The 13,232-nt window shown below is 66.4% G+C and carries 9 protein-coding genes; 1 reads left to right on the top strand and 8 read right to left on the bottom strand.

Annotated elements, in window-relative coordinates; translation table 11 throughout:
• Positions 1-22: 22 nt before the first annotated feature.
• Together WS78_RS00870 and WS78_RS00865 are read right to left on the bottom strand one after the other, a co-directional pair.
• Positions 23-4,726: a glutamate synthase-related protein gene (locus WS78_RS00870; protein ID WP_059577358.1), complete on the bottom strand. Its 4,704-nt coding sequence runs from the start codon at positions 4,724-4,726 to the stop codon at positions 23-25.
• A gap of 291 nt (positions 4,727-5,017) precedes the next feature.
• Positions 5,018-5,731 carry a transposase gene (locus WS78_RS00865; protein WP_004196743.1) on the bottom strand — a complete coding sequence of 238 codons (714 nt, stop codon included), beginning with the start codon at positions 5,729-5,731 and terminating at the stop codon, positions 5,018-5,020.
• Positions 5,732-5,922: 191 nt separating this feature from the next.
• On the opposite strand from WS78_RS00865, the gene WS78_RS00860 reads away from it, so the two are divergent.
• Positions 5,923-6,654, top strand: a complete 732-nt coding sequence (locus tag WS78_RS00860; protein ID WP_038749704.1) for an OmpW/AlkL family protein — start codon at positions 5,923-5,925, stop codon at positions 6,652-6,654.
• 145 nt (positions 6,655-6,799) lie between these two features.
• Here WS78_RS00860 and ugpQ read toward each other — a convergent pair whose 3' ends face one another.
• From ugpQ to WS78_RS00830, 6 genes are all read right to left on the bottom strand, one after another.
• Positions 6,800-7,561: a glycerophosphodiester phosphodiesterase gene (ugpQ, locus tag WS78_RS00855; protein ID WP_059577361.1), complete on the bottom strand. Its 762-nt coding sequence runs from the start codon at positions 7,559-7,561 to the stop codon at positions 6,800-6,802.
• Between the two features lie 61 nt (positions 7,562-7,622).
• Complete coding sequence (locus WS78_RS00850; RefSeq protein WP_059577364.1) at positions 7,623-8,708, bottom strand: sn-glycerol-3-phosphate import ATP-binding protein UgpC; 1,086 nt, start codon at positions 8,706-8,708, stop codon at positions 7,623-7,625.
• Between the two features lie 25 nt (positions 8,709-8,733).
• The gene (gene ugpE, locus WS78_RS00845; RefSeq protein ID WP_038749697.1) at positions 8,734-9,579 is read right to left on the bottom strand and encodes a sn-glycerol-3-phosphate ABC transporter permease UgpE; all 846 of its coding nucleotides are present in this window, start codon (positions 9,577-9,579) and stop codon (positions 8,734-8,736) included.
• Positions 9,576-10,460 carry a sn-glycerol-3-phosphate ABC transporter permease UgpA gene (ugpA, locus tag WS78_RS00840; RefSeq protein WP_038749694.1) on the bottom strand — a complete coding sequence of 295 codons (885 nt, stop codon included), beginning with the start codon at positions 10,458-10,460 and terminating at the stop codon, positions 9,576-9,578. Before ugpA ends, ugpE begins: the two co-directional genes overlap by 4 nt.
• Before the next feature lie 130 nt (positions 10,461-10,590).
• The gene (gene ugpB / locus WS78_RS00835; protein WP_038749692.1) at positions 10,591-11,916 is read right to left on the bottom strand and encodes a sn-glycerol-3-phosphate ABC transporter substrate-binding protein UgpB; all 1,326 of its coding nucleotides are present in this window, start codon (positions 11,914-11,916) and stop codon (positions 10,591-10,593) included.
• A gap of 84 nt (positions 11,917-12,000) precedes the next feature.
• On the bottom strand, positions 12,001-13,230 hold the full coding sequence (locus tag WS78_RS00830; protein WP_059577368.1) for a deoxyguanosinetriphosphate triphosphohydrolase: 1,230 nt from the start codon (positions 13,228-13,230) through the stop codon (positions 12,001-12,003).
• Between the last annotated feature and the right edge of the window lie 2 nt (positions 13,231-13,232).

Raw genomic sequence — 13,232 nt, 5'->3', positions numbered from 1 at the left:
TATGTCGTCGAGCTGCTTTGCGTCAGGCGGCGAGCACCTCGCCCGCTTTCTTTTTCGCGCCGATTTCGCCGAGCGCGCGCTTGTATTCGTGCGGGAACACCTTCACGAACTGGCGGCGCGCCGCATCCCAGTTTTCGAGCAGCGACTTCGCGCGCGGCGAGCCGGTGAACTGAAAGTGGCGCTCGACGAGCCCCTTGAGCAGCGCTTCGTCCGTCGCGCCCGCATGCCAGAGCGCGGGATCGATCGTGCGCTCCTGCTCGGCCTGCTGCAGCACCGGATCGAGCGCGACCATCGACTTGTTGCACTTCGCGGCGAACGTGCCGTCCGGGTCGTACACGTACGCGACGCCGCCCGACATGCCGGCCGCGAAGTTGCGGCCCGTCTCGCCGAGCACGACGACCGTGCCGCCCGTCATGTATTCGCAGCCGTGGTCGCCCGTGCCCTCGACGACGGCCGTCGCCCCCGAGTTGCGCACGCAGAAGCGCTCGCCCGCGACGCCGCGGAAGAACGCCTCGCCCTCGAGCGCGCCGTACATCACCGTGTTGCCGCAGATGATGTTTTCCTCGGACTTGCCGCGGAAGTCGTTGGTCGGACGGATGATGATCCGGCCGCCCGACAGCCCCTTGCCGACGTAGTCGTTGCCGTCGCCGACGAGGTCGAGCGTCACGCCCTTCGCGAGGAACGCGCCGAAGCTCTGGCCCGCCGTGCCCTTCAGCTGGATGTGGACCGCGTCGTCGGCGAGGCCGTCGTGGCCGTGCTTCTTCGCGATCGCGCCGGACAGCATCGCGCCGACCGTGCGGTTCACGTTGCGCACCGGCTGGATGAACGACACGTGCTCGCCCTTGTCGATCGCGGCCTTCGCCTTCTCGATCAGCGTGTGATCGAGCGCGCGCTCGAGGCCGTGGTCCTGCGATTCGAGGTGGCGGCGCGCGATGCCTTCGCAGCCTTCCGGCTGGTAGAACACGCGCGAGAAGTCGAGGCCCTTCGCCTTCCAGTGCTCGACGCCGCGGCGCATGTCGAGCAGATCGGCGCGGCCGACGAGATCGTCGAACTTCGCGATGCCGAGCTGCGCCATGATCTCGCGCGCTTCCTCGGCGACGAAGAAGAAGTAGTTGACGACGTGCTCGGGCTGGCCCGAGAACTTCGCGCGCAGCACCGGGTCTTGCGTCGCGACGCCGACCGGGCACGTGTTCAGATGGCACTTGCGCATCATGATGCAGCCTTCGACGACGAGCGGCGCCGTCGCGAAGCCGAATTCGTCCGCGCCGAGCAACGCGCCGATCACGATGTCGCGGCCCGTCTTCATCTGGCCGTCGGCCTGCACGCGGATGCGCCCGCGCAGGCGGTTCAGCACGAGCGTCTGCTGCGTCTCGGCGAGGCCGAGCTCCCACGGCGTGCCCGCGTGCTTGACCGACGACAGCGGCGAAGCGCCCGTGCCGCCGTCGTGGCCCGCGATCACGACGTGATCGGCCTTCGCCTTCGCGACGCCCGCCGCGACCGTGCCGACGCCCACTTCCGACACGAGCTTCACCGAGATGCTCGCGACCGGATTGACGTTCTTCAGGTCGTGGATCAGTTGCGCGAGATCCTCGATCGAATAGATGTCGTGGTGCGGCGGCGGCGAGATGAGGCCGACGCCCGGCACCGAATAGCGCAGCTTGCCGATGTATTCGGACACCTTGTGGCCCGGCAGCTGGCCGCCCTCGCCCGGCTTCGCGCCCTGCGCCATCTTGATCTGGATCTGGTCCGCCGACGCGAGATACTCGGCCGTCACGCCGAAGCGGCCCGACGCGACCTGCTTGATCTTCGAGCGCAGCGAATCGCCTTCCTTCAGCGGAATGTCGCGGACGATTTCGTCGCCGATCACCGATTTCAGCGTGTCGCCGACCTTGATCGGAATGCCGCGCAGCTCGTTGCGATAGCGGTTCTCGTCCTCGCCGCCTTCGCCGGTGTTCGACTTGCCGCCGATCCGGTTCATCGCGATCGCGAGCGTCGTGTGCGCTTCCGTGCTGATCGAGCCGAGCGACATCGCGCCCGTCGCGAAGCGCTTGACGATCTCCTTGGCCGGCTCGACCTCGTCGATCGGAATCGCCTTCATCGGATCGACCTTGAACTCGAACAGGCCGCGCAGCGTCATGTGGCGCTTCGTCTGATCGTTGATCAGGTGTGCGTATTCCTTGTACGTCTGGTACGAGTTGCCGCGCGTCGCGTGCTGCAGCTTCGCGATCGAATCGGGCGTCCACATGTGATCCTCGCCGCGCACGCGGAACGCATATTCGCCGCCCGCGTCGAGCATGTCGGCGAGAACCGGGTTGTCGCCGAACGCGTCGCGGTGCAGGCGGATCGCTTCGTCGGCCACGTCGAACAGGCCGATGCCGCCCACCTTCGACGCCGTGCCCCTGAAGTACTTGTCGACGAGCTCGGTCGACAGGCCGAGCGCCTCGAAGATCTGCGCGCCGGTGTACGACATGTACGTGGAGATGCCCATCTTCGACATCACCTTCTGCAGGCCCTTGCCGACCGCCTTCGTGAAGTTGTAGACCGCCTTCTCCGGCGACAGGTCGCCCGGCAGGCCTTGCGCCATCTTCGCGAGCGTTTCCATCGCGAGGTACGGATGCACGGCCTCCGCGCCGTATCCGGCGAGCAGCGCGAAGTGGTGCGTCTCGCGCGCGGAACCCGTCTCGACGACGAGGCCCGTGCTCGTGCGCAGGCCCTGCTGCACGAGGTGCGTGTGGATCGCCGACGTCGCGAGAAGCGCCGGAATCGCGACGTTCTCCGCATCCGTCTTGCGATCGGACACGATCAGGATGTTGTAGCCCGACTTCACCGCGTCGACGGCTTCCGCGCACAGCGACGCGAGGCGCGCCTCGATGCCTTCCTTGCCCCACGCGACCGGATAGCAGATGTTCAGCTCGTACGCGCTGAACTTGCCGCCCGTGTAGCGATCGATCAAGCGGATCTTCGCGATGTCCTTGAAGTCGAGCACGGGCTGCGACACTTCGAGGCGCATCGGCGGGTTGATGTTGTTCGTGTCGAGCAGGTTCGGCTTCGGGCCGATGAACGACACGAGCGACATCACCATGTTTTCGCGGATCGGATCGATCGGCGGGTTCGTGACCTGCGCGAACAGCTGCTTGAAGTAGTGGTAGAGCGTCTTGTTCTTGTTCGACATGACGGCCAACGGCGAATCGTTGCCCATCGAGCCGACCGCTTCCTCGCCCTGCTGCGCCATCGGCGCCATCAGGAACTTCAGGTCCTCCTGCGTGTAGCCGAACGCCTGCTGGCGGTCGAGCAGCACGGCCGACGAGCGGCGCGCGGCGGCCACGTCCTCGTCCTGCGGCTCGATCTCGTCGAGCTTGATGCGCACCGCGTCGATCCAGCTCTTGTACGGCTTCGCGTTCGCGAGGTTGTCCTTCAGTTCCTTGTCGTCGATGATCCGGCCGTGCTCCATGTCGATCAGGAACATCTTGCCCGGCTGCAGGCGCCACTTCTTGACGATCCTCGATTCGGGGATCGGCAGCACGCCCGCTTCCGACGCCATGATCACGAGATCGTCGTCGGTGATGATGTAGCGCGCCGGGCGCAGGCCGTTGCGGTCGAGCGTCGCGCCGATCTGGCGGCCGTCGGTGAACGCGATCGCGGCGGGGCCGTCCCACGGCTCCATCATCGCGGCGTGGTATTCGTAGAACGCGCGGCGGTTGTCGTCCATCAGCGTGTGCTGCTCCCACGCCTCCGGAATCATCATCATCACCGCGTGCACGAGCGGATAGCCCGCCATCACGAGCAGCTCGAGGCAGTTGTCGAACGAGGCCGTATCGGACTGGCCGGGATAGATGAGCGGCCAGAGCTTCGGCAGATCGTCGCCGAGCACGTGCGACGCGATCGCGCCGGTGCGCGCGTTCAGCCAGTTGACGTTGCCCTTCACCGTGTTGATCTCGCCGTTGTGCGCGATCATCCGGTACGGGTGCGCGAGCTCCCACGCCGGGAAGGTGTTCGTCGAGAAGCGCTGGTGCACGAGCGCGAGCGCCGACACGACGCGCTCGTCCTGCAGATCGCGATAGTAGACACCGACCTGGCCCGCGAGCAGCAGCCCCTTGTAGACGACCGTGCGCGCCGACATCGACGGCACGAAGTATTCCTTGCCGTGCTTCAGCTTGAGCGCCTGAATCCGGTGGCTTGCGGTCTTGCGGATCACGTAGAGCTTGCGCTCGAGCGCGTCCGTCACCATCACGTCCTTGCCGCGGCCGATGAAGATCTGGCGGATCACGGGCTCGCTCGCCTTCACCGCGGGCGAGATCGGCATCGCATGGTCGACCGGCACGTCGCGCCAGCCGAGCACGACCTGGCCTTCCGCCTTCACGGTGCGCTCGAGCTCCTGCTCGCACGCGATCCGCGACGCGCTCTCCTTCGGCAGGAAGATCATCCCAACCCCATATTCGCCGGCGGGCGGCAGCGTCACGTCCTGCTTCGCCATTTCCTCGCGGTAGAACGCGTCCGGGATCTGGATCAGGATGCCCGCGCCGTCGCCCATCAGCGGATCGGCGCCGACCGCGCCGCGGTGATCGAGATTCTCGAGGATCTTCAGACCCTGCTCGATGATTTCGTGGCTTTTCTTGCCCTTGATGTGAGCGACGAAGCCGACGCCGCAGGCGTCGTGCTCGTTTTGCGGGTCGTACAGACCTTGCGCGGCGGGAAGCGCGCTCTTCGACTGCTGATGGTCGATCATGGGGACACCGTCGGAAAGGGGCCTCGCGGCCGTTGAACCATGTACTTGTTGCCCGTCGTCCCCCTTCGTGTGGATCGCGACGCGGCCGGCCGGTGCAGGAATGGGTGGGGCTGCGATTGCCGGAATTCGGAATATACGCGACGAATCAAAGGAATAGCAACTAAATCCCGATGTTCGATCCCCAATTACAAACTTGGTGCACGATCACATCATTTTATTGGGGCTGCATCAAAATGGGGCAAAAATGAGCGGCATCCACGGATGCCGCCTCGCGCCGCGCCGCCCGCGCGCTCACTGCTGGATGGGCGGCGTGTTCTCGCGCACCTTGCGGGGCCGTCCGCGCGGCAGCGGCGACACGCGCCGGTTCGCGGTGCGCGCCGCCCATTCGCGGTAGGTTTCGCCGCCGAGCACCCAGCCCTTCAACGTCGCCTGCTGGAGCTGATCGGCCTGACGCTCGTCGAGCGGCTGCTCGCACAGCTCCTTGTACGCGCGCTGTCGCTCGAACGGCGTGTTGCCGAGCGCCCAGTAGAGTGGGTGGTCGGTGATCAGGCTGTCGACGGTAAGGCCGACGTGATGCCGATAGCTCGACCAGCGGTACGCGTCCGCGCTCGTCACGAGCTGCGCGCGCACCGGGCTCATCTCGACGACGCGGCTCGCGAGCAGGAAGTAGCGCTCGCCCTCGATGACGGTCGCGCGATAGCGCCCTTCCCACAACGTGCCGCGCCGCGAATAGCGCCGGTTGAAATGCGCGACGTAGCGACGGCCGACGGCCTGCATCGCCTTCGGCAGGCTCGCCTCGTCGCTCGGCGTCACGAGGAGCTGGACCTGGCGCGGCAGCAGCACGTATGCGTGCACCGCCAGATGATGATCGCGCGCCGCCGCCTTCAGGCAATCGATGAATAATTCGTAATCCTGGTCGTCGACGAACGCCGGTTGCTGATCAAGGCCGCGTAGAATCACGTGCTGCGGCTGATCAGGTACGTAAAGTCGTGCTAGCCGTGCCATGCTGAATGTCCATTTGATCGCGTTAGGAAATACCCGAAGGCTCGTATAAGTGCGTCCGCGCCAAAGCCCGCCGCGGTGCGGGAATACGTACGGTCGTGCGAATTCTAGGGAAAACGCTCTAGCTTACAACTCTGTCCTGTTTGAAACACCGTCGTCATAATGAGCACGCCTTTTATCGGAGGAGACAAAGGATGAAACAAAAAATGGCCATTACGGGGGCCGTCGCGCTCGCTTTCGCGGCAGCCGCGAGCACGGCGCACGCGCAATCCGCAGGCAGCTTCTACGTCACGACCGGCTGGTTCCATCTCGCGCCTCAAGACAGCAGCGATCCGCTCAAGGTCATGAACGTCGGCGGCACGCCGGTCAATCACGAGGTGCCCAACACGGGCGCGGGCATCGACAATGCGGACACCATCGGCTTCGCCGCCGGCTACTTCGTGACGGATCACATCGCCACTGAATTGGTCGCCGGGATCCCGCCAAGGTTCAATCTGAACGGCAAAGGCTCGCTCGAACAGTTCGGCGTGCTCGGCCATGCTTACCAATGGAGCCCGGCGCTCCTCCTCAAGTACTACTTCAACGACGCGAAGGCGAAGTTCCGGCCTTACGTCGGCATCGGCGCGTCGTACATCTGGTTCACCGGCGCGAAGATCACCAACAGCGCATTCGAGCGCGGCGCGCTCGGCGGCCCGACCAGCGTGCAGACCAGCAATCAGTGGGCGCCCGTTTTCAATGCAGGCTTCACTTACAACTTCACCGATCACTGGTTCGGCGGGCTGTCGGTGTCGTACATCCCCGTCAGCCTGACGGCCACGCTGACGACGCAGCGCCCGACGCCGATCGGCACGCTCACGCAGACCTCGCAAGCGAAGATCACGCTGAATCCGATCGTGACCTACCTGAACATCGGCTACCGTTTCTAAGCGTAGTCGAATATTTGGGGAATGGTTAATTCCGCTGCAATTTGTAGCGGAATTTTCTTGAGGTTACGAGGCGGCCATCACCTCTTGCTCCGGCGGGGCCCCGCCGGAGCAGTTTCGTTCGCGCGTTGCGCGCAAACCGTCGGTTTCATCCTTCCCGGCCGGCGAGGCCCGGGCCGATCAGGTCGATCCGGTCCGTGCAGACGAGATCCACGCCCCAATCCGCAAGTTCGCGCGCCCGCACGGGATCGTTCACCGTGTACGCGAGAATGCGCAACCCCGCCGCTTTCACGTCGCGCACGAGCGCCTCGTTGAATTGCGCGTGATGCGCGTGCAGCGAGACGCAGCCGAGCCGATGCGTCTGCTCCAGCCAATCGGCCGGGATCTCCTCATACAGCATCCCGCGCGGCAGCTCCGGCGCGGCCGCGCGCGCCGCGCCGAGCGCCTGCGCCGAAAACGACGACAGCAGCGGCGGCACGGCGGCGTCGCGCCACAGCGCGGCCGCCTCCGCCGCGACGACGCGGCCCGTCTCTTCGTCGCGCGCCGGGCACGGCTTGATCTCGACGTTCGCCATGAGGCCGAGCGCGGCGCACCGTGCTGCCGCCTGCGCGAGCGTCGGCATCCGCTCGCCGGAAAAACGCGCGTCGAACCACGCGCCCGCGTCGAGCGCCTCGAGCGCCGCGTAGCGCAGCTCGCACGCGGCCCCGGCGCCGTTCGACGTGCGCTCGACCGTGTCGTCGTGCAGCAGGAACGCGACGCCGTCCGCCGACAACTTCGCGTCGAATTCGACCATCGAGTGTCCGTAGCGCGCGCCCGTGTCGAGCGCGGCGAGCGTGTTCTCGGGAGCCAGCGCGCCGCCGCCGCGGTGCGCGACCACGCGCGGATAAGGCCAGGCTTGCAGGATCGTCATCGCAGTCTCGTCGGAAGCGGTGGACCGGTGGACCAGTGGATTGTGAACTCGGCCGATCGAATCAGCCGGCGCGCTTGCCCGTCGCCGGATCGAAGAAATGCAGATGCTGCGCAGGCAACGCGACGGGCAGCGTCTCGCCGCGCGCCGGACGCAGCGCGTGCGGCAGCCGCACCGCGACGTCGCGCGCGCCCCAGCGGCCGTGCGCGAGATTGTCCGCGCCGAGCAGCTCGCACGAATCGACCGCGAGCGTCGCGGGCGCGGCGCCCGGCTGCGGCGTCATGTGCTCGGGCCGCACGCCGAGTATCCATTCGCGCCCCGGCGCGACCTCGCCGCCCACGCCCGCGGCGCCCGCTACCGGCAGCCGGGGGCCGCCGTCCGCAACCTCGAACGTCGCGCCGTCTTCCGACAGCCGCCCGTGCAGCAGGTTCATCGCGGGCGAGCCGATGAAGCTCGCGACGAACGTCGTCGCCGGCTTCTCGTACACGTCGACGGGCGCGCCGATCTGCTCCGCGTAGCCGCGATTCATCACGATCACGCGCTGCGCGAGCGTCATCGCCTCGATCTGGTCGTGCGTCACGTAGACGCTCGTCGTCGCGAGCCGCGCGTGCAGCCGCTGGATCTCGAGGCGCATCTGCACGCGCAGCTTCGCGTCGAGGTTCGACAGCGGCTCGTCGAACAGGAACACCGCCGGCTCGCGAACGATCGCCCGCCCCATCGCGACCCGCTGCCGCTGCCCGCCCGACAGCTCGCGCGGCCGCCGCGCAAGCAGCGGCCCGAGCTCGAGGATCTGCGCGGCCGCCTGCACGCGCGCGTCGATCAGCGCGCGCTCGACGCCGCGAATCTTGAGCCCGTAGCCCATGTTCTGCGCGACCGTCATGTGCGGATACAGCGCGTAGTTCTGAAACACCATCGCGATGTCGCGATCCTTCGGCTCGAGCGCGTTGACGACGCGCCCGCCGATCGCGATCTCGCCCTCCGTCACCGTCTCGAGGCCGGCGATCATCCGCAACAGCGTCGATTTCCCGCAACCCGACGGCCCGACGAGCACGACGAACTCGCCGTCGGCGATGTCGACGTCGATCCCGTGCAGCACGTATTGCGCGCCGTCGTAACTTTTCCTGACGCCCTTCAAGCTCAGCGCGGCCATGCTCCGACATCCTCCAGATTGCGTTTCATTTTTCCGAATCGACGAGACCGCGCACGAACCAGCGCTGCATCGCGAGCACGACGACGAGGGGCGGCAGCATCGCGACGAGCGTCGCCGCCATCACGAGATGCCATTCGGTCGCGGCGTCGCCGCTCGCGATCATCGACTTGATGCCGACGACGGCCGTCGTGAGCGACGCGTCGGTCGTGATCAGGATCGGCCACAGATACTGGTTCCAGCCGTAGATGAAGGTGATCACGAACAGCGCGGCGATGCTCGTCTTCGACAGCGGCAGCACGACGTCCCAGAAGAAGCGCAGCGGCCCCGCGCCGTCGATGCGCGCGGCGTCGACGAGCTCGTCGGGCAGCGTCATGAAGAACTGCCGGAACAGGAAGGTCGCCGTCGCCGACGCGATGAGGGGCAACGTGAGGCCCGCGTAGCTGTTCGTCAGATGCAGCGTCGACACCACCTGCACGGTCGGGAAGATCCGCACCTCGACGGGCAGCATCAGCGTGACGAAGATCAGCCAGAACGCGGCGTTGCGCAGCGGAAAGCGGAAATAGACGATCGCGTACGCGGACAGGATCGACACCGCGATCTTGCCCGCCGCGATCACGAGCGCCATCACGATGCTGTTGACGAGCAGCGTGCCGAACGGCGTCGTCATGCCGCCGCTGCCGCGCTGCCAGATCGACGTGACGTTCTCGACAAGATGCGTGCTCGGCACGAGCGAGAGCGGCACCGTGAACACCTCGCGCGCGTTCATCGTCGCCGCGCAAAAGCCGACGTACACCGGAAACACGATCACGACGATTCCGGCGATCAGCACCGCATGGCAGAACAGGTCGAAGCCCTTGCGATTTTCGATCATGCGTATTGCACCCTGCGTTCGACGAAGCGGAACTGGACCACCGTCAGCGCGACGACGATCGCCATCAGCACCACCGATTGCGCGCCCGAGCTACCGATGTCGAGCCCCTGGAAGCCTTCCGCGTAGATCTTGTAGATCAGCGTCTTCGTGCTCTGGCCCGGGCCGCCCGCGGTCGCGGCGTCGATCACCGGGAACGTGTCGAAGAACGCATAGACGAGATTGACGACGAGCAGGAAGAAACTCGTCGGCGACAGCAGCGGCAGCGCGATGTGGAAGAAGCGCCGCACGGGGCCCGCGCCGTCGATCGCGGCCGCCTCGATCAGCGAGCGCGGAATCGCCTGCAGCCCCGCATAGAAGAACAGGAAGTTGTAGCTGACCTGCTTCCACACCGACGCGATCACGACGAGCAGCATCGCCTCGCCGCCGTTCAGCGCGTGATTCCAGACGATGCCGGCGCGCGCGAGCACATACGTGATCACGCCGATGCTCGGGTTGAACAGGAACGCCCACAGCACGGCGGCGATCGTCGGCGCGACCGCGTACGGCCAGATGAGGAGCGTGCGGTACGCGCGAGCGCCGCGGATCACGCGATCGGCGCACGCGGCGAGCAAGAGCGACACGACGAGCCCGCAGACGGTCACGCTCGCGCTGAACACGAGCGTCGTCTTGAACGATTCGACATAGAGCGGATCGGCGAACAGGTGTGCGAAATTGGCGAAGCCGACGAACTCGCTCGACGTGCCGAACGCGTCCTGCATCTGAGTCGACTGCCAGAGCGCGACGCCCGCCGGCCAGAGGAAAAAGATCGCGGTAATCGCGAGCTGCGGCGCGACGAGCAGGTACGGCAGCGCGCTCGCGCCAAAACGGGAATGGGGTGTCATCAGCAGGATTCCGAACGGACGGAAGTCAGACGAATGCCGCCGGGCGCGGCCGCCGGCGCAACCCGTTCGCTCGCGAAACCGCACGCGCGAAAGGGCCGCGCCGGCGACGACGCACGCCGGCGGCGCAGGCTCAACCGCCCGACTTCTCGAAGCGGCGCAGCAACTCGTCGCCGCGCGCGGCGGCCGAATCGAGCGCCGCCTTCGGCGTCTTCTTCTGCGCCCACACCTGTTCGAGCTCCTCGTCCACGATCGTGCGGATCTGCGGCATGTTGCCGAGCCGCAACCCCTTCGTGTACGGCAGCGGCGGCTTGTTCATCATCTGCTTGATGGCCGTGTCCGCGCCCGGATGCTTCGCGTAGAAGCCCTGCTCGCGCGCGAGATCGTACGCGGCCGTGGTCACGGGCAGATAGCCCGTGTCCTCGTGCCACTTCGCGGCGACGGCGGGCGAGCTTAGATACGCGAGGAACTTCGCGACGCCCTTGTACGTGCCCGGGTCCTTGCCCGCGAGCACCCACAGGCTCGCGCCGCCGATGATCGCGTTCTGCGGCGCGCCCTTCACGTTCGCGTCGTACGGCATCATCCCGGTGCCGAAGTCGAACTTCGCGTACTTGTGGACTGTCGCCAGCGCGCCGGACGAGGTCGTCATGATCGCGCAGTCGCCGCTGTAGAACTTCGCGGTCGCCTCGTCCTTGCGGCCGACGTACGTGAACGTGCCGTCCTTCGCCATGTCCTGCAGGAACTGGATGTGCGCGATCTGCTGCGGCTTGTTGAAATCGAGCGTCGCGTCGGCGCCGTCGAAGCCGTTGTTGCGCGTCGCGAACGGCAGGCCGTGCCACGCGCTGTAATTCTCGAGCTGAATCCAGCCTTGCCAGCCCGTCGTGTAGCCGCACGCGTAGCCCGCCTTCTTCAGCTTTTCCGCGTCGGCCTTCACGTCGGCCCACGTCTTCGGCGGCTGGTTCGGATCGAGGCCCGCCTTCTTGAATGCGTCCTTGTTGTAGTACAGCACGGGCGTCGAGCTGTTGAACGGCATCGACACGAGGCGCCCCGTCTTCGCGTCGCTGTAGTAGCTCGCGATCGTCGGCACGAACGCCTTCTCGTCGAGCGGCACGCCCGCCTGACGGAACACGTCGGACACGGGCAGCACCGCCTTCTTCGCCTGCATCATCGTCGCCGTGCCCACTTCGTACACCTGCAGGATCGCCGGCGCGTTGCCGCTGCGGTACGCGGCGATGCCAGCCGCGAGCGCCTGGTCGTAGGTTCCCTTGAAGACCGGCACGATCTTGTAATCGCTTTGCGACGCGTTGAACTGCGAGGCGATCTCGTTCACGCGCTCGCCGAGCGCCGCCTCCATCGCATGCCAGAACTGGATTTCGGTGGCGGCGCACGCCGCCTGCTGCGCGCCGAACCAAAGCACGCCCCCGCACGCGAGCGAACGAACCAGCGTCTTGTATTTCATGGACCTCTCTCCTTTTCTCCTCAGTCCGGACAACGCGCGCCGCACCACAGCTGCGCCCGCGCCGGACCCGGCAAGCCGGACAGTCTAGTTTTCGTCTATGACAAACAAGCGTTGATACTCTTTCAGGGCGAAACGATCGGTCATGCCGGCGATGTAATGCGCGACGAGGCGCGGTTGCTGCGCGGCGTCGGCCGCTTGGTAATCGGGCGGCAGCAGGCGCGGGTCGCTCGTGAACGCGTTGAAGAGGCCGGTGACGACCCGCTGCGCCTTGCTCGCCATCCGCATCACGCGATAGTGGCGGTACAGGTTCTTGAACAGGAAGCGCTTGAGCGCCGCCGCCTGCGCGGCGATCCGCTCGCCGTGCGCGACGAGGGGCGGCGCCGCGCGCACGTCGTCGAGCGACGACGGCGCGTGCCGCACGAGATTGCGCGTGGTCGCGTCGATCAGATCGACGATCAGCGTGTTGATGATCCGGCGCACCGTCTCGTGCACGAGACGGCGGCCTTCGAGATGCGGATACTCGGCGAGCGCGGCTTCGTAATGCCCCTGCCACAGCTCGACTTCGGCAAGCTGCTCGATCGTGATGAGGCCCGAGCGCAGGCCGTCGTCGACGTCGTGATTGTTGTAAGCGATTTCGTCCGCGATGTTCGCGAGTTGCGCCTCGAGCGACGGCTGCCGGCCCTGCAGAAATCGCTCGCCGAGTTCGCCGAGCCTGCGCGCGTTCTCGCGCGAGCAATGCTTGAGAATCCCTTCGCGCGTCTCGAAGCACAGATTCAGGCCGTTGAACGCGCCGTAATGCTCTTCGAGCTCGTCGACGACGGCAAGGCTCTGCAAGTTGTGCTCGAAGCCGCCGTAGTCGCGCATGCACGCGTTGAGCGCGTCCTGCCCCGCATGGCCGAACGGCGTGTGGCCGAGATCGTGCGCGAGCGAGATCGCTTCGACGAGGTCTTCATTCAGGCGCAGGTTGCGCGCGACGGAACGAGCGATCTGCGCGACTTCGAGACTATGCGTGAGACGCGTGCGGAACAAGTCGCCTTCGTGGTTCACGAACACTTGCGTCTTGTATTCGAGGCGCCTGAACGCGGTGGAGTGCACGATGCGGTCGCGATCGCGCTGGAACTCGGTGCGCGCGGCGGGCGGCGGTTCGGGATGGCGCCGGCCGCGCGACTGCGACGCGTGCGCCGCATACGGCGCGAGATGCGCTTCGAGCGCGGCGGTGGTCGGCGCGGCGACGGGAATCGCCTGCTCGCCGCCCGCTTGCGAGGGCGGCGCGTCGCGGGTGTCGCGCGGGATGCCGCCGGGTATTTCGCTCACCG

Origin of the sequence: Burkholderia savannae (genome assembly GCF_001524445.2) — a bacterium.
GTDB classification, from domain to species: Bacteria; Pseudomonadota; Gammaproteobacteria; order Burkholderiales; family Burkholderiaceae; genus Burkholderia; species Burkholderia savannae.
The sequence above is the reverse complement of the archived record's forward strand: the minus strand, read 5'-3'. Positions and strand labels throughout refer to the sequence as shown.

What these genes read in the sequence shown, in the direction of transcription:
- WS78_RS00865 (WP_004196743.1), bottom strand. Translation starts at nt 5,731, where the DNA reads ATGGCACGGCTAGCACGACTTTACGTACCTGATCAGCCGCAGCACGTG.
- ugpQ (WP_059577361.1), bottom strand. Translation starts at nt 7,561, where the DNA reads ATGACGATCCTGCAAGCCTGGCCTTATCCGCGCGTGGTCGCGCACCGC.
- WS78_RS00860 (WP_038749704.1), top strand. Translation starts at nt 5,923, where the DNA reads ATGAAACAAAAAATGGCCATTACGGGGGCCGTCGCGCTCGCTTTCGCG.
- ugpE (WP_038749697.1), bottom strand. Translation starts at nt 9,579, where the DNA reads ATGATCGAAAATCGCAAGGGCTTCGACCTGTTCTGCCATGCGGTGCTG.
- WS78_RS00850 (WP_059577364.1), bottom strand. Translation starts at nt 8,708, where the DNA reads ATGGCCGCGCTGAGCTTGAAGGGCGTCAGGAAAAGTTACGACGGCGCG.
- ugpB (WP_038749692.1), bottom strand. Translation starts at nt 11,916, where the DNA reads ATGAAATACAAGACGCTGGTTCGTTCGCTCGCGTGCGGGGGCGTGCTT.
- WS78_RS00870 (WP_059577358.1), bottom strand. Translation starts at nt 4,726, where the DNA reads ATGATCGACCATCAGCAGTCGAAGAGCGCGCTTCCCGCCGCGCAAGGT.
- ugpA (WP_038749694.1), bottom strand. Translation starts at nt 10,460, where the DNA reads ATGACACCCCATTCCCGTTTTGGCGCGAGCGCGCTGCCGTACCTGCTC.